Genomic DNA, 15,557 nt, shown 5'->3' on the forward strand with positions numbered 1-15,557 from the left:
ATTGATCAAGGCGCGTGCATTTGCAAAGAAGGATCCATGGGCAACGGTTTGCCCCCCACCCGGGGTTGAACGTAACCATTCACCGGCGTGGGATTTTCCAAGAAAAGCAGAGGAGGTGCGTCCATGGCACGATACACGCTTCAACGGCTCGCTTATATGGTCGTTACATTGTTCATTATCGCCACGCTGACGTTCTTTTTGATGAAGCTGCTGCCCGGCTCGCCGCTGCAAAACCAAGAAAAGCTGACGCCGGAGCAAAAGGCGTTGATTTTAAAAGAATACGGATTGGATAAACCTGTTCCTGTTCAGTACATGCTCTATTTAGGGAATTTGCTCAAAGGCGATCTCGGCGTATCGTTCCAATATGACAACCGTCCGGTGACGGAACTGATCAGCGACCGAATTGGCCCGTCGGCCCAGCTCGGGTTTCAGGCGATCGTTTTTGGGACGATCGTTGGGTTGATCCTCGGAATTATTGCGGCGATTCGCCACAATCGCTGGGAAGATTATACGGCGACAGTCATTGCCGTATTGGGCGCCTCCATCCCATCGTTTGTGCTTGGCGGATTTTTGCAATACTTTATCGCTGTGAAATGGCAGTTGCTCCCGGTAGCGTTTTGGGAAGGCTTCAAATATACCATTCTTCCGACCTTGGCACTGTCTGTCGGGGTCATCGCCAGCATCGCCCGCTTTATGCGCACGGAGATGCTGGAAGTGTTGAGCTCTGATTATATTTTGACCGCTCGGGCCAAAGGGCTCAGTCAAGCAGGGGTTATTATCAAACACGCCATTCGCAACTCGCTGATCCCTGTCATTACGATTTTAGGTCCGATGACGGTCAATTTAATGACCGGAACGTTGGTGATTGAGAAATTGTTTGCTGTTCCTGGCCTTGGGGAGCAGTTTGTTCGCTCGATCGAATTGAACGATTACCCTGTCATTATGGGCACGACGTTGTTTTATTCCGCTTTGTTGATCTTGGCTGTCTTTATCGTTGACGTGTTGTATGGCATTGTCGATCCACGCATCCGGTTAGCGGGAGGGAAAAAATAATGGCAAAACAAAACTATGGGCAACTTTCATCGGATTGGTTTCAGCCCGCCCCGCCGAACGTCGGTGAGCAGGAGAAGATCAATCGTCCGAGTTTGACGTTTTGGCAGGATGCTTGGCTTCGCCTTCGCGAAAATAAAGCAGCGATCATCGGGCTTATGATGATCCTTCTTTTAGCGCTCATGGCGATCATCGCCCCGATGGCGAGCGACCGGACGTACAAGGAGCAAAACTTGCAGCACGCGAAACTTCCGCCGAAAATCCCGGTGCTTGAACATATCCATTGGCTTCCGTTTGACGGCCGGGATGCAAACGGCGTTGATGTGTATAAACAGCGCGGTGTCAAAGAGTACTATTGGTTTGGCACGGATGACTTAGGGCGCGACTTGTGGGTGAGAACGTGGTACGGCACGCGCATCTCCCTTTATATCGGCTTGCTGGCCGCATTGATCGACTTATTGATTGGGATTGCGTACGGCGGCATTTCCGGGTACTATGGCGGCCGCGTCGACAATGTGATGCAGCGGATTATCGAAATTTTAAACGGTATTCCGTATTTGATCGTGGTCATCTTGTTCATTTTGATTTTTGAACCTGGAATCATTTCCCTTACCTTGGCAATGGTCATTACCGGTTGGACGACGATGGCGCGGATCGTGCGTGGACAAGTGCTGAAATTAAAGAACATGGAATACGTGTTGGCGGCACGGACGCTCGGGGCGCCGACATCGCGGCTTATTTTCAAACATTTGATTCCGAACGTCATCGGCCCGATTATCATCACGACAATGTTCACGATTCCATCGGCCATCTTCACCGAGGCGTTTTTGAGCTTTATCGGCCTTGGCATCCGTCCGCCGGAAGCATCGCTCGGTTCGCTTGTCAACGATGGGTATAAGTCGATTCAAACGTATCCGCACTTGATGATCATTCCAGCGGTCGTCATCAGCTTGCTCATTTTGAGCTTCAACTTGTTGGCTGACGGAATCCGCGATGCGTTGGACCCGAAAATGCGCAAATAAGGAATGGAAGGGGTGAAACCGATGGAGAAAATTTTGCAGGTAAACGATTTGCATGTTTCTTTCGACATCCACGCCGGCGAAGTGCAAGCCGTCCGCGGGGTCACCTTCGACTTGTATAAAGGGGAAACGTTGGCGATTGTCGGTGAGTCGGGGTCTGGGAAATCAGTGACGTCCAAAGCGCTCATGCGCCTGCTGCCAACGCCGCCGAGCCGAATCAAACAAGGGGAAATTTTATTTGAAGGGAAAGACTTGACGAAGCTGTCTGAGAAAGACATGCAATCGATTCGCGGTGCGAAAATTTCAATGATTTTCCAAGATCCGATGACATCGCTCAATCCGACGATGACGATCGGAAAGCAAATTATGGAAGCGATTTTAAAACATCAAAAGCTGTCAAAAGACGAAGCGCGCAAACGGGCGATCGAACTGTTGCAGCTGGTCGGCATTAAAAACGCCGAGCTGCGCATGAAGCAATACCCGCACCAATTTTCCGGCGGGATGCGCCAGCGCGTGGTGATTGCCATCGCCTTAGCGTGCAATCCGAAAATTTTGATCGCCGATGAACCGACGACTGCGCTGGATGTGACGATTCAGGCGCAAATTTTGGAGCTGATGAAAGACATTCAGAGAAAGCTCGGCATGTCGATTATTTTCATCACCCACGATTTAGGGGTCGTTGCCAACATGGCCGATCGGGTTGCGGTCATGTACGCGGGCAAAATCGTGGAAATCGGCACGGTCGACGAAATTTTTTATAATCCGAAACACCCGTACACATGGGGACTGCTCGCCTCGATGCCGAGCCTTGACCATAAAGATACAGAGCTGTATTCGATCCCGGGTTCGCCGCCCGATTTGTTAAATCCGCCTAAAGGCGATGCGTTCGCGCCGCGCAATCCGTACGCGCTCAAAATTGACTATGAACTTGAGCCGCCGATGTTTCAGGTGTCGGACACCCACTATGCGGCGACATGGCTATTGCATGAGATGGCGCCGAACGTCGAGCCGCCGGCGATCGTGCGCGAGCGGATGAAACGGTTCGCCGAGATCGTCGCTCGGAAAGGAGGAACCCCGCGTGGCTAGACAAAAGCTGTTGGAAGTGAAAAATTTAAAGCAATATTTCCCGGCTGGCCGCGGTGAAGTCGTCAAAGCGGTCGACGGCGTGACATTCGATATTTACAAAGGCGAAACGTTCGGCTTGGTCGGCGAGTCAGGCTGCGGCAAGTCGACGACCGGGCGGACGATCATCCGGCTGTATGAGGCGACGGAAGGGGAAGTGCTGTTTAACGGCGTCAATGTGCACGGCAAGAAATCGAAAAAAGAGCTGAAAGAGTTAAACCGGAAAATGCAAATGATTTTCCAAGACCCGTACGCCTCGCTCAATCCGCGGATGACGGTCGCCGATATCATCGCTGAAGGCATTGACATTCATGGGCTGGCGAAAACGAAAGAAGAGCGGATGCAGCGCGTTTATGAGCTGCTGGAGACGGTCGGTTTAAACCGCGAGCACGCGAGCCGCTACCCGCACGAGTTTTCCGGCGGTCAACGCCAGCGGATTGGCATCGCCCGGGCGCTGGCTGTCGAGCCGGAGTTCATCATCGCCGATGAGCCGATTTCCGCGCTTGACGTCTCGATCCAGGCGCAAGTCGTGAACTTATTGAAGCGGCTGCAGCGCGAAAAAGGGTTGACGTATTTGTTTATCGCCCATGACTTGTCGATGGTCAAATACATTAGCGACCGGATCGGGGTCATGTATTTCGGCAAAATGGTCGAACTGGCCGAATCAGAAGAGCTGTACCGCAACCCGATCCATCCGTACACCAAGGCGCTGCTTTCCGCCATTCCGCTTCCGGATCCGGAAACGGAGCGAACGCGCCGGCGGATCGTTTATGATCCGTCTCAGCATGGCTACAAAGACGGTGAAGAGCTCGAATTTCGCGAAATTACACCGGGGCATTTTGTGCTTTGCTCCGAAGAAGAATACAAACGATACCGGGCGATGTACGCCTAAACGGTCGCCCGGCAGGCGAGCGCCAAAAAAAGCGCCGTCTCTGTACCGCAAGGAAAGCGGCGGGAGACGGCGCATGTGCGCGCGCTACCTCGAGAACGGTTATTTTTTCCCGCCGACAGCGTTCCAGCCTTGCTGAATGTGACGGGAGGCCTCAATGTGTGCCCTTCTTTTGTTTCGACCAAACAAACGCTCTCCCATCGTACGGCTGATGTTTCCCATCAACGCCGTGCCCGCGACGATCAGCGCCGCCACGATGACAAAATCGAGGAAATAGCCGGCCATTCGTTTTTCCTCCCTTTTCCTCTTCTTCTTTCATTGTAGACGATTTTTAGAGCGCTGGAAAGTAGAACGAAAGAAAATTCCATGGTTGATGGAAAAACTATATCTTTCTTTGCGGATTTATTGTATAATATATCATGTTAAAGTCATTTCAATTTGCAAACGATTGGCAAACCTGCTGACGGCCGCATCGGCGGGTGTAGGCCGTACCGCTATGCCATCGAATGCTTCGCATGATGCCTGTCCTCGCGTAAAGCGGACAGATGGAGCAAGGGATTCCTTGTGAAAAGGAGTGATCAAAGTGGTCAAGCTATACACATCACCGAGCTGCACATCGTGCCGGAAGGCGAAGGCGTGGCTCGAGAAGCATGATATTCCATATGTGGAACGCAATATTTTCTCCGAGCCGCTAACGGTTGAGGAGATTAAGGAAATTTTGCGGATGACGGAAACGGGGACGGATGAAATCATTTCGACTCGTTCAAAAGTGTTCCAAAAGTTGAACATTAATTTGGAAACTTTGCCGCTTCAAGATTTATATGAGCTCATTCAAAAAAATCCGGGCATTTTGCGCCGACCGATCATCATTGACGAAAAGCGGCTGCAAGTCGGTTACAATGAAGATGAAATCCGCCGCTTTCTGCCGCGCAAAGTGCGCGCGTATCAGCTGCGCGAAGCACAGCGGCTCGTCAACGGCTGATAAAAAACTTCTACATGGTTCGCCATGTAGAAGTTTTTTATCATAATCTGTTCCGTGAACATGTCGCACTGGCGCCTGCTTCTTCCCCTTGGGGTGAATGGCAGATTGTGGCCCATGCAACTTTCGTGAACATACGCATCGGTGAGCGATCGTTTTCGTCCCCCGGGTGAAGGGCGGACCGCTGCCATTGGAACTTTCGTGAACATACGCATCGGCGAGCGATCGTTTTCGTCCTCCTAGGTGAAGGCGCTGCCCGTGGAACTTTCGAGCCTGTACGCCTTGGCGAACGATGATTTTCATCCTCGGGTGAAGGGCAAGGCATTGCCCGTGGATCGTTTTGTGAAAATCACGCGCCGGCAAGCGGTCAGTTTCCTTCCTAGCTGGAGGGCAAGGGATTGCCCATGGAGCGTTTCGGGTTATGCGGCGCGCGATCGATGGTTGGCCGCAAAGCCAAGCAAAACGGCAAGAACGGCCGCTGAAAGCGGGAAGAGGAGTTCCCAGCGCGGGTCATAAAACGGGCGCAGCCGTTCTTCGGCGGCGATCATTTTTCCGGCTGTATACGCGAGCAAGGCGCCGCCGACATAAATGAGAAACGGGAACCTCTCCAAGGCATAAAGGATGAGTTTGCTGCCTACAATGATGATAGGAACCGAGCAGAGAAAGCCGAAGATGACAAGCTCGATATGACCTTGGGCAGCCCCGGCGATGGCGATGACGTTGTCAAGGCCCATGGCCACGTCAGCGGCAACGATGGTTCGAACGGCCTTCCAGAGAGAGGGTTCGGCTTTGATGACAGCCGATGTTTCTTCTTTTTTCCCAATCAGCTTGAGCGCGATCCAAAAGAGAACGATGCCGCCCGCCAGCTGCAAGAACGGCACGGTCAACAGCCAAACAACGGCTGTGGTCAAGACAATGCGAACAGCGATGGCGAGAGCGGTGCCGAGAATAATGGCGGCGTTGCGTTTTCGTTCCGGCAAGTTGCGGCTCGCCAAGGCGATCACAACAGCGTTATCCCCACCGAGAATGACATCAATGCCGATAATGAGCAAAATCGAAACGATATATTCGTCCATCATCGCGTCCCTCATTCCGTCCGTGTTCATCATCATTATAGTAGGACATGGCCGGTTTCATAACCAATTTTTTAAAACGCGTTTTTTTATTTCCCTTCCTCTGTTTTTTATCATAAAATAAAAGTACAAGATATGCAGTTTGGCATAGTCTTTGGGGGTTTGGATCCCTTCCCTTTTTATTTCTCTTGTGTAGAAGGGAGAGTTGAGAAAAATGGAAATGGAACGTATTAACGAGCATACCGTGAAATTTTATATTTCTTACGTTGATATAGAAGAGCGCGGCTTTGACCGTGAGGAAATTTGGTACAATCGCGAACGGAGCGAAGAATTGTTTTGGGAAATGATGGATGAAGTCCATGGGGAAAGCGACTTTTCGCTCGAGGGCCCGCTTTGGATTCAAGTGCAGGCATTGGAAAAAGGTCTGGAAGTGGTGGTGACGAAAGCGCAGCTGTCCAAGGATGGAAGCAAGCTGGAGTTGCCGCTCCCGGAAGAAAAATGGCGCGAGTTTACGCTGTCCGCTGATGAGAAAATGGAATCGCTGTTCGGCCATCATTTCCATTTCGGGGCCAAGGCGGCTCTGGAAGATGGCGGTGAACAAGATGTCCTGCAATTTATCCTTTCCTTCAACGATTTTGAGGATATCCTTTCGCTGGCGTACCGCGCTGACTTTTCTGGATTGTCGAACCGTTTGTTCCAATTTGAGGGGCGGTACTACTTGTTTGTCGAATTTGGCGACCATTACTCTGAACACGAAGTCGACAATGTGCTCAGCCTTCTGTTGGAATATGGAAGCGACTCGCAGCTGACGATTTACCGCCTTGAAGAGTATGGAACAGAAATCATGGGCGATAATGCGCTCGAAACGTTGAAAACGTATTTTCCTGCTCGATAAGGTTCTTTCGCCGATTTCGCGCCAGAAATCGGCGTTTTCTGCGTCAATGGCCAAAGTCAGCCCGCGGGGCGGGGAAACAAAGAGAAATTAGGCGGCCGCTTATGAAAAGCAGGTGGGGGGGTCTTTTTGAGAAATTCATCTAGAGTCGTCATTCTTGTTGTCGTTGTCGGTGCGCTGCTGACCTTGACACACGGATTTTGGGAAGGAAAGCTGCTCGGTATTTTCAGCGTGCTCATCTCTTGTTCGGTTGTCTTTATTGCGTTTGTCATTTCGTTGGAAAATCGCCAGCCGGCGCAAACGATCGCTTGGCTTGCCGTGCTGGGCAGCTTTCCGCTCGTCGGCTTTTTGTTTTACCTTTTGTTTGGGCGCAACTATTGGCAGCAGCGCCGTTTCAAGAGAAAAGCAGACTTTGATGAAGCGGTGCTGCTTCGGTTTCAAGAGCCGTCGCCGTTTGCCGTCGAGCGGCTGCCGATGGCGCCTCATCAGCAACCGTTGTTGCGCTTGGCCTATCGCATCGGTCAGCACCCGGTTTCGCTCGCATCGCAAACCGCGGTGCTGACCAATGGGGACGAGACGTTTGCCGCGATTTTTGCGGAGCTGGAAAAAGCGGCTCATCATATCCATTTAGAGTATTATATCGTCCGGCATGATGAGATTGGTCAACAATTGAAGCGATTGTTGATCAAAAAGGCTCGCCAAGGGGTGCGAATCCGCTTTTTATACGATGCGGTCGGAAGCTGGAAATTATCTAGCGACTATATTGAGGAGCTGCGCGCCGCCGGTGTCGAGATGATCCCGTTTTCCCCCGTGCGCCTGCCGTTTTTGAGCAATCAAATCAACTTTCGCAACCATCGCAAGATTATCGTCATCGACGGAAGCGTCGGATTTGTCGGCGGGCTGAACATCGGGGATGAATATTTGGGGAAGAACGAATATTTCGGGTTTTGGCGCGATACGCATTTAGTCATCCGCGGGGAGGCTGTCCGAACGCTGCAGTTGATCTTTTTGCAAGATTGGTATTATATGACGGGCGAGCGGCTGTTGACGCCAGACTACTTGTCACCGCCGTTGATCGACGAAGAAGGGCAAGGCGGGGTGCAGCTGATTGCCGGCGGTCCCGATCAGAAGTGGGAGGTCATCAAGCAGCTGTATTTTGCCATGATCACTTCCGCCAAGCAGTCGATTTGGGTGGCTTCGCCGTATTTTGTGCCGGATGAAGACATTTTAACGGCGCTGAAAGTGGCGGCGTTGAGCGGTATCGATGTTCGTCTCTTGGCGCCGAAGCGGCCGGATAAAAAGATCGTTTTTTACGCCTCGCGCTCCTATTTTCCTGAGCTGTTGGAAGCGGGGGTGAAAATTTACGAGTATGAAAAAGGATTTTTGCACAGCAAAGTCATTGTCGTTGACGGTGAGCTCGCGTCGATCGGCACTGCGAACATGGATATGCGCAGCTTTCATTTAAATTTTGAAGTGAACGCGTTTTTGTATTATACTGACAGCATTCAAAAGCTCGTCCAAGATTTTCTGGAAGACTTCCGCCATGCGACCGTGCTCGATTATGAACAGTTTCAGCGGCGCCCGTTTCGCGTTCGCCTTGCTGAATCGGTGTCCCGGCTGTTGTCTCCGCTCTTGTAACGCGTCGTAAGGAAAACCTGCTCATTCGGGCAGGTTTTTTTGCTGCGCTACGGGCAGGAAAAAGGACGGGGGCTGGCGAATACAAAACGCGTAAACCGGCAACCGTGAAAGGCATGATGACGCTCTCAGCACATCCGTTCGTTGTGTGGAACGGGAAGCTTGTCATTTTTCATCCGCAATCGAAGGGAACGAACCGTTTTCTTGATGGGAACGAGTGCCGTCCGTCGTGTCCTTGCCTGTGTGTCGGATTGGCACTCGCCCCCTGTCTAGAAGACTTGGTGAAAAACGGCTGATTCCCTTCATCAATGGGAGAATGAGCGAAAAGCAGGACCGATGCAACGAGGCTGTTCTAGTTAAAAAATGACAGTGTAAAGCTGTATCCATGATGAAATCACCAGCCACCTAGTTTTGATGGACAAAGGAGTGATGCGGTTGTTCGTTGCTCTTTTAGCGGACGGAACAGTGTTGTCGCTTGTCGGAGCGGAACGGTGGAGCGAGGAGCGGCTGGCTGGTTGGAAGCGCCGCGCGCCGTTTTTTTGCCCTGCCTGCCGCCAGGAAGTCGTGCTGCGGTCCGGCCCCCGTCGCTTGCCGCATTTTGCTCATCGGAAAGGAACGGCTTGTCCGGCTGAGCATGAACCGGAATCGGAGCGGCACTTGATCGGAAAACGCGACTGGTTTGTATGGCTTACCGCCCAAGGCATCGAAGCGAAGCTAGAACCGTATTTGCCTGCGATTCGCCAACGCCCCGATGTGCTGTTCCGCCATCAGTGGCATCTCTATGCCCTCGAGTATCAGTGCTCCACGATCGAGGAATCCGTGTTTTACGAGCGCAATGACGGTTATCGCCGCCTCGGCATTCGCCCGCTCTGGGTGTTGGGCGCTCATCATTTGCGACGCTTGTCAACGCCGGCGGGAGATGTCGCGCTTTCCCGCTTTCAATGGCTGTTTGCTCATCGCTTTTCCTCTTCCTCTCTTCCTCATATATGGTACTACAGCACCGAAACGAAGCGATTCATCCGTCTCGTCCGTCCCTTGCCGTTGTCTGTTCGCCGCGTGTTGGCTACGATTGACTCTGTCCCGCTTTCCTCGCTCGATTTCACCGCTTTGACCGCCGCTTGCCATCCGCCGCTTCCCCCGCTGTTTTGGGAGCAATGGCTCGAAAAGAAAAAACAGTGGCGCCGGACGTTTCCGCTTTACCCGAACCGGGCGACTCGCTTGATCTGTTCCGACTTTTACCAGTTGGGAATCGTGCCGGCGCTGTTTCCGGTCGAAGCGGGCTGGCCGCTGCCGCGCGGCTATTTATGGGAGACGGCTCCGTTCATTTGGCAGACGTACGTGCTGCTTCCATTTCTTCGCGCGCCGGGGCAGACGATGACGATGGCCCAGCTCTTGCGCTGGATGGATGAAAAAATCCGCACCGGACGGCTTGCCCCCCGCCGCTTGCCGCTTGTCGGCCGCGACAACTACCGGCAGGCTGTCGCTGAGTATGTGCATTGGCTGCGGCTGCTCGGCTATCTTCAGCGCGAAGCTGGGGAACGGCTTCGCCTCGTCAAGCCGCTCACGTTTCCGGCCACCGTGGAAGACATGCTGCGGCAAGAGGGGAGACTTCTCGAAGCGATCCGCGACACGCCGGCACTGGCGACGTATTGGCGGGCGCTCGAGTTGGCACCAATCGGAAAACATGAGCAAAAAACAGGAAAAGAAAAAAGAAATGGAGAATAATAATTCGTGTATCGATCATATTGTGGAGGAGGATGACACGGTGGAGGAAAAGAAGGCCAAAAAGTCGCTGCCGTCGCGCAGCGAGATTCCGATTGAAGAGACATGGAGGCTAGAAGACATTTTTCCGGCCGATGAGGCGTGGGAGCAGGAGTTCCGTCAAGTGAAAGCCATGATCCCGAAGCTCGGGGAGTACAAAGGGCGGCTTGGCGAATCGCCGGAACTGCTGTATGAGGCGCTGCAATATCAAGACGAGGTGTCGATGCGGCTTGGCAAGCTGTATACATACGCCCATATGCGCTATGATCAAGACACAACCAACTCCTTTTACCAAGGGCTTGACGCTCGGGCGAAAAGTTTATACAGCGAAGCGTCCAGCGCGATGGCGTTCATCGTTCCGGAAATTTTGGCCATCGATGAGGCGACGTTGCGCGCCTTTTTGGAACAGTACGAGCCGCTTCGATTGTATGCTCATGCCTTGGATGAGATTACGCGCCAACGCCCGCACGTTCTCTCGGCTGAGGAGGAGGCGCTGTTGGCGCAGGCGGCCGAGGTGATGCAGTCAGCGTCCAACACGTTCAGCGCGTTGAATAACGCCGATTTGACCTTTCCGGCCATCGTCGATGAAAACGGTGAAGAAGTGGAAGTCACGCACGGACGTTTCATCCGTTTTTTGGAAAGCGCGGATCGCCGTGTTCGCCGCGATGCGTTTTACGCGGTGTACCAGACGTACGATAAATTCCAACACACCTTTGCCAATACGTTAGCCGGCGCGGTGAAAAAGGATAACTTTTTTGCTCGCGTCCGCCGCTATGAATCCGCCCGGCAGGCCGCGTTGGATGCGAACAACATTCCTGAGAGCGTATATGACAACTTGATCGCTACCATCCACGAGCATTTGCCGCTGCTGCATCGCTACGTGCGGCTGCGCAAACGAGCGCTCGGGCTCGATGAGCTGCACATGTACGACTTATATACGCCGCTAGTCAAAGAGGTTAAAATGGAAGTGACGTATGACGAAGCGAAGCAGTATATGTTGGAAGGGTTGGCGCCGCTCGGTGAGGAATACATTGCCATTGTCAAAGAAGGACTTGAGAATCGCTGGGTTGATGTCCGCGAAAACCGAGGAAAGCGGAGCGGGGCCTATTCCTCGGGAGCGTACGGCACACACCCGTACATTTTGCTCAACTGGCAGGACAACGTCAACAATTTGTTTACGCTCGTTCATGAGTTCGGCCATTCGGTTCACAGCTACTACACACGCCGAACGCAGCCGTATCCGTACGCCCATTATTCGATTTTTGTCGCCGAAGTGGCGTCGACGTGCAACGAAGCGCTGTTGAATGATTATTTATTGAAAACAATCGATGATGACAAAAAGCGGCTGTATTTGCTCAACCATTACCTTGACGGATTCCGCGGCACCGTCTTTCGGCAGACGATGTTCGCCGAGTTTGAGCATTTGATCCATTTGAAGGAGCAGCAAGGGGAGGCGCTGACGTCAGAGACGCTGACATCGCTGTACTATGACTTGAATCAAAAGTACTTCGGCAGCGACATGGTGGTCGACAAAGAAATCGGCTTGGAATGGGCGCGCATTCCGCATTTTTATTACAACTACTACGTGTATCAATATGCGACTGGTTTCAGCGCGGCGACGGCGCTTAGCCGGCAAATTCTTGAAGAGGGTGAACCGGCGGTGAAACGGTACATCGACTTTTTAAAAGCGGGTAGCTCCGATTATCCGATTGAAGTGCTGAAAAAAGCCGGGGTGGATATGACGAGCGCCGAGCCGATCCGCCAAGCGTGCCAAGTGTTCGCCGAAAAACTGGAAGAGTTCGAGCGGCTGCTTGGGAACTGAAACGAATGCGGCTACAGCCGCATTCGTTTCGATGGCAATCCCTTAAACTGATGACGGCGGTTCCAAGTCGATACGAGCCCAAGGAGACAGCAAAACAGCAGCGGCATTGTCGCCCAGAGCGGAATGAGCCGCATGAATCCGAGCAAGTTCAAGATGAATGCGACGATGACGGCCGCCGTCCAAAAGAAAAAAGCGATTCGCCCTTTCATGAAGACGACCTCCCTTGTTAGGCTGTCTTCCTTCATTATATGCCGTCCATCTACGTTGCAGGCCGGCGGATGAAAAAAGAGCGGCTTCGCTGATTTGAGTGCGGAAACGGAGCAGGCTGGTGCAAAACAACCGATTCGCTCGATTGGTGAGAAATTACAAGGAATGAAATGATGACATTGCGGGGTTTTCCGTTTGCGAAACATTGTTGGAGAGCAGTATTTCCCCTTCAATCACTGGCCACGAAGGAAGCGGCCAAAATTATGACAATCATGTGAACAAACGAGCAAAGGGGTTGTCAATCGATTCGTCCATTTGGTAAGATAAAAACGTGAACGGAAGACAAAAACCTGATACCCCTTTGTTTGACCGTGAACAATTTCTCCCATCCCCTTTGTTGTCTTGACAACGCAAAAGAGCCCGGCGAATGCCGGGCTCTTTTGTGTCATGGTTTGAGTTAAGGTTCGGACTCTTCGATATAACGCCAAAACGTTCCGTGCTTTACAGGCACCCGCTCGACTTTTTGCTTCAACTGCAGTTTTTTCATTTCCGTTTCCGCTTCCTGGATCGTCCAATTGTACACAACGGCAACTTCTTTTGTGGCGACGAATTTAAAATGACCTAAAAATGATTCTAGCGGAGGAGGAGGGGACGGCTCGGGATGGAAGCCGAGCATTTCGGCGATCAACTCGGCGTAAATCTCGTACGGGTAGCATCCGGAAATTTTAATGCCTTCATCCTCGATATTTTCATTAAACAAAACGAGCGTCGGGGTTTCTTCTACATCCATTTCCGACGTGATTTTTAAATCGCATTGGAACGCTTTTGCCGCTCCGGGCGAGTGCATATCGCGCAAAAATTCATCGACGTCAAGCCCGGCTTCTGTCGCGCATTCAGCCAACACTTCCAAATCGGCGACGTTTTGCTTTTCAAGAAACAGCTGCTCTTGCAGTTTGCGCAAAAAGCGGAGACCGGCCCGTTTTCCTTGCATTTCCGCCGCTTTAATGGCGAGCGACGGGGCAAACGGGCTGGAAATCCGGTTTTCGAGCCACACGCTTCCGTCACATGACATGCCAGATCGGTTCGCTATCCATTCCCACGCTTTTGCTAACGCTTCGGCCTTCGTCCCTTTCGCGCGCCATGTCGCCCATTTTCCGCTCAATATGTGCCGCAGTGTGAAAAAACGGCCGTATTCGATCGTCAGCTTTTTTACAATGGGCTCAAGCCCCCAGCATTCCGGGCATAAAGGATCGATAAAGAGATACAGCTCAAGCGGTTTCTTCGTGCTGCCTAGCGGCTGGGAATCGGCACAGGCCGGCGCCGTTTTCCCAGCGAACTTCTCACTCAAGGGAATGCTCCTTTCTGTCCTGAGAATCTGGAGTGTTGACCATATGATGGGCCGTGAGCACAAGCCGATGGTAGAACTGTTCGCGCGCTGGACCGGACAGGCCGATTTCATCCATCGCTGCCCGCATGCAAGCAAGCCACGCTTGTGCCCGCGTTGGCGTGATTTCAAAGCGGAGATGGCGCGCCCGCAACATCGGGTGGCCATGCTCCTCCGTATAAAGCGGTGGCCCGCCTAAGTATTGCGTTAAAAATTGTTTTTGCTTCCGGGCGGTTTCCGTCAAATCGTCAGGAAAGATCGGCTTTAAGTCCGGGTGCACAGCTACGCGCCGATAAAACGCTTCGACAAGCCTAGTGACCGTCTCCTCTCCACCAATCGCCTCATAAAGAGTTTGCCATTGCTCTCCCATCGCGGATGCTCCTTTTGCTTGAAGATCATACGTTGTCGCTTGATTGCTATTTTATCAGCAACGGCCGCCCAGCTCAAACAAAGCGACTTGACCGCCGTTTAGATGCGCCAGCGGTCGAGCACGCGTCTAACATACGCTTGTGTTTCGGCAAACGGCGGCACTCCGCCGTAACGATCGACGTTTCCGGGGCCGGCGTTGTACGCGGCTAAGGCGAGCGTGACATCGCCGTTATACCGGTTGAGAAGCTGGCGCAAGTATTTCACTCCGCCGTCGATATTTTGCGCCGGATCAAGCGGATTCTCCACGCCCAGCATTTTGGCGGTGCTCGGCATCAGCTGCATCAATCCAAGCGCTCCCGCTCGACTTTTCGCGTCAGGACGAAAGCCGGACTCTTGGTGAATCACAGCGCGGATCAGATGTGGATCGACATCGTACTTTTCCGCGGCCGCCGCAATAAGACGATCAATGGAAGATGCCCCGGAGAACGGGACCGTTTCCTTGTTCGGCGCGCTGGCATTGGCGCGCCCTGTATCCGAAGTCGAAAGCGTTTCCGCCGCCTCGGTTTGGTTTTTCATATATTCGGCCAAGAGGGTCGAAAACAGCGAAGGGACGGGCGACGAGAGGCTGGAACGATTAGGCGAAAACGAGGCGAGCGCCTGCCATTCCACAAGCAATTGCAACGGTGAAATCGTCATTCCTTTTCCCCCATTTCATCCTTTTGAGCATAAAAGCGGGCGATTTTGTTCGGCGCCGGACGGCGGGGAATGCCAAGCGCAGTGAGCAGGCGCAAAAACCGTTCCTCACCCGCCACGGCGTCATCGGTTTCATATTCGAGTTCATAATCTTCGCAATGCAAGTAGCGGTTATGGTCAAGGCATAACGTACCGCCTTCGTATGGCCATTCGGCGCGATCGGTGACGAGGGAGCCGAAACAGCGCAAACGATGCGGATCGATGCCCAAATTTACTAGCAGCGATGCGATTCCGCCGCGCGGGGCGGCCCCGTTGAGAAGCGCGCTCGCTTCAGACGGCGTCAGCGGCTCGTGCGTTTCCAGCAGCGTCCCGTCCGTTTGCGTTTGTTTCAGCGTCAACATCAGGCGACCGTCTTTGGCGCGAATGCGCAGAGCCGCTCCTTGTTGTTTCAAAGCAAACGAAGGGGTGTCGAAGTAATAGTTTTCTTGGCGGCGGAAAGCGTCGTCATCCAAGCCGAAAGCGGCCCGGATGGCAGCGAACTCTTCCCGCGTCAGCAAGTTTTTCCATTCCCTCTCTACTTCTTGGTGCATCGTTGTTCTCCTTCTTCGGACATCGTCTCTTTCTATTATCGTTTGTTTTTCGCTGAATATCAATTATTTCGT

At 52.7% G+C, this 15,557-nt stretch carries 16 protein-coding genes; 9 read left to right on the top strand and 7 right to left on the bottom strand.

Going from position 1 to position 15,557, the window contains the following annotated elements:
• The first annotated feature begins 123 nt into the window (after positions 1-123).
• From opp3b to GC56T2_RS04140, 4 genes are read left to right on the top strand one after another with little or no spacing between them, the layout of a single operon-like run.
• The gene (opp3b, locus tag GC56T2_RS04125) at positions 124-1,053 is read left to right on the top strand and encodes an oligopeptide ABC transporter permease (protein ID WP_144973254.1); all 930 of its coding nucleotides are present in this window, start codon (positions 124-126) and stop codon (positions 1,051-1,053) included.
• Positions 1,053-2,072: an oligopeptide ABC transporter permease gene (opp3C, locus tag GC56T2_RS04130; RefSeq protein WP_144973256.1), complete on the top strand. Its 1,020-nt coding sequence runs from the start codon at positions 1,053-1,055 to the stop codon at positions 2,070-2,072. The genes opp3b and opp3C overlap by 1 nt, the downstream gene beginning before the upstream one ends.
• Before the next feature lie 21 nt (positions 2,073-2,093).
• Positions 2,094-3,155, top strand: a complete 1,062-nt coding sequence (locus GC56T2_RS04135; RefSeq protein WP_144973259.1) for an ABC transporter ATP-binding protein — start codon at positions 2,094-2,096, stop codon at positions 3,153-3,155.
• Positions 3,148-4,083, top strand: coding sequence for an ABC transporter ATP-binding protein (locus GC56T2_RS04140; RefSeq protein ID WP_033843306.1), 936 nt, complete (start codon positions 3,148-3,150; stop codon positions 4,081-4,083). The genes GC56T2_RS04135 and GC56T2_RS04140 overlap by 8 nt, the downstream gene beginning before the upstream one ends.
• A 99-nt stretch (positions 4,084-4,182) precedes the next feature.
• Here GC56T2_RS04140 and GC56T2_RS04145 read toward each other — a convergent pair whose 3' ends face one another.
• A complete protein-coding gene (locus GC56T2_RS04145; protein ID WP_144973261.1) occupies positions 4,183-4,365 on the bottom strand; it encodes a hypothetical protein in 183 nt (60 codons plus the stop codon).
• Positions 4,366-4,663: 298 nt separating this feature from the next.
• Between GC56T2_RS04145 and spxA the strand changes: the two genes are divergently transcribed.
• Positions 4,664-5,062, top strand: coding sequence for a transcriptional regulator SpxA (gene spxA, locus GC56T2_RS04150; RefSeq protein ID WP_033018851.1), 399 nt, complete (start codon positions 4,664-4,666; stop codon positions 5,060-5,062).
• Positions 5,063-5,478: 416 nt separating this feature from the next.
• Here spxA and GC56T2_RS04155 read toward each other — a convergent pair whose 3' ends face one another.
• Entirely contained in the window at positions 5,479-6,138 is a 660-nt protein-coding gene (locus GC56T2_RS04155) for a TerC family protein (protein WP_144973263.1), read from the bottom strand.
• 208 nt (positions 6,139-6,346) lie between these two features.
• Here GC56T2_RS04155 and mecA point away from each other — a divergent pair, with 208 nt between their 5' ends.
• The 4 genes from mecA (at position 6,347) to pepF (ending at position 12,242) form a co-directional block, all read left to right on the top strand.
• On the top strand, positions 6,347-7,027 hold the full coding sequence (gene mecA, locus GC56T2_RS04160) for an adaptor protein MecA (RefSeq protein ID WP_033018849.1): 681 nt from the start codon (positions 6,347-6,349) through the stop codon (positions 7,025-7,027).
• A 126-nt stretch (positions 7,028-7,153) separates the two neighbouring features.
• Complete coding sequence (cls, locus tag GC56T2_RS04165) at positions 7,154-8,662, top strand: cardiolipin synthase (RefSeq protein ID WP_144973265.1); 1,509 nt, start codon at positions 7,154-7,156, stop codon at positions 8,660-8,662.
• A gap of 426 nt (positions 8,663-9,088) precedes the next feature.
• Positions 9,089-10,384 (top strand): competence protein CoiA, encoded by a 1,296-nt coding sequence (locus GC56T2_RS04170; RefSeq protein ID WP_255516013.1) that lies wholly within the window; start codon positions 9,089-9,091, stop codon positions 10,382-10,384.
• Positions 10,374-12,242, top strand: a complete 1,869-nt coding sequence (gene pepF, locus GC56T2_RS04175) for an oligoendopeptidase F (protein ID WP_144973269.1) — start codon at positions 10,374-10,376, stop codon at positions 12,240-12,242. The genes GC56T2_RS04170 and pepF overlap by 11 nt, the downstream gene beginning before the upstream one ends.
• 11 nt (positions 12,243-12,253) lie before the next feature.
• Here the strand turns inward: pepF and GC56T2_RS04180 are convergent, their stop codons facing one another.
• From GC56T2_RS04180 to GC56T2_RS04200, 5 genes are all read right to left on the bottom strand, one after another.
• Positions 12,254-12,451 (bottom strand): hypothetical protein, encoded by a 198-nt coding sequence (locus GC56T2_RS04180; RefSeq protein ID WP_144973271.1) that lies wholly within the window; start codon positions 12,449-12,451, stop codon positions 12,254-12,256.
• A gap of 455 nt (positions 12,452-12,906) precedes the next feature.
• Positions 12,907-13,797: a ClpXP adapter protein SpxH gene (gene spxH / locus GC56T2_RS04185; RefSeq protein ID WP_144973273.1), complete on the bottom strand. Its 891-nt coding sequence runs from the start codon at positions 13,795-13,797 to the stop codon at positions 12,907-12,909.
• Positions 13,790-14,203: a globin domain-containing protein gene (locus GC56T2_RS04190; RefSeq protein WP_144973275.1), complete on the bottom strand. Its 414-nt coding sequence runs from the start codon at positions 14,201-14,203 to the stop codon at positions 13,790-13,792. The genes spxH and GC56T2_RS04190 overlap by 8 nt, the downstream gene beginning before the upstream one ends.
• 98 nt (positions 14,204-14,301) lie before the next feature.
• Complete coding sequence (locus tag GC56T2_RS04195) at positions 14,302-14,898, bottom strand: lytic transglycosylase domain-containing protein (protein WP_144973277.1); 597 nt, start codon at positions 14,896-14,898, stop codon at positions 14,302-14,304.
• A complete protein-coding gene (locus GC56T2_RS04200) occupies positions 14,895-15,485 on the bottom strand; it encodes a CYTH domain-containing protein (RefSeq protein WP_144973279.1) in 591 nt (196 codons plus the stop codon). The genes GC56T2_RS04195 and GC56T2_RS04200 overlap by 4 nt, the downstream gene beginning before the upstream one ends.
• Positions 15,486-15,557 lie beyond the last annotated feature (72 nt).

Source organism: Geobacillus sp. C56-T2, assembly GCF_007829715.1.
GTDB lineage: Bacteria > Bacillota > Bacilli > Bacillales > Anoxybacillaceae > Geobacillus > Geobacillus icigianus.

Excerpts from the sequence above, each read along its gene's own strand:
- opp3b (WP_144973254.1), top strand. The coding sequence starts at position 124 with ATGGCACGATACACGCTTCAACGGCTCGCTTATATGGTCGTTACATTG.
- opp3C (WP_144973256.1), top strand. The coding sequence starts at position 1,053 with ATGGCAAAACAAAACTATGGGCAACTTTCATCGGATTGGTTTCAGCCC.
- GC56T2_RS04135 (WP_144973259.1), top strand. The coding sequence starts at position 2,094 with ATGGAGAAAATTTTGCAGGTAAACGATTTGCATGTTTCTTTCGACATC.
- GC56T2_RS04145 (WP_144973261.1), bottom strand. The coding sequence starts at position 4,365 with ATGGCCGGCTATTTCCTCGATTTTGTCATCGTGGCGGCGCTGATCGTC.
- GC56T2_RS04155 (WP_144973263.1), bottom strand. The coding sequence starts at position 6,138 with ATGATGGACGAATATATCGTTTCGATTTTGCTCATTATCGGCATTGAT.
- mecA (WP_033018849.1), top strand. The coding sequence starts at position 6,347 with ATGGAAATGGAACGTATTAACGAGCATACCGTGAAATTTTATATTTCT.
- GC56T2_RS04170 (WP_255516013.1), top strand. The coding sequence starts at position 9,089 with ATGCGGTTGTTCGTTGCTCTTTTAGCGGACGGAACAGTGTTGTCGCTT.
- pepF (WP_144973269.1), top strand. The coding sequence starts at position 10,374 with ATGGAGAATAATAATTCGTGTATCGATCATATTGTGGAGGAGGATGAC.
- GC56T2_RS04180 (WP_144973271.1), bottom strand. The coding sequence starts at position 12,451 with ATGAAAGGGCGAATCGCTTTTTTCTTTTGGACGGCGGCCGTCATCGTC.
- GC56T2_RS04190 (WP_144973275.1), bottom strand. The coding sequence starts at position 14,203 with ATGGGAGAGCAATGGCAAACTCTTTATGAGGCGATTGGTGGAGAGGAG.
- GC56T2_RS04195 (WP_144973277.1), bottom strand. The coding sequence starts at position 14,898 with ATGACGATTTCACCGTTGCAATTGCTTGTGGAATGGCAGGCGCTCGCC.
- GC56T2_RS04200 (WP_144973279.1), bottom strand. The coding sequence starts at position 15,485 with ATGCACCAAGAAGTAGAGAGGGAATGGAAAAACTTGCTGACGCGGGAA.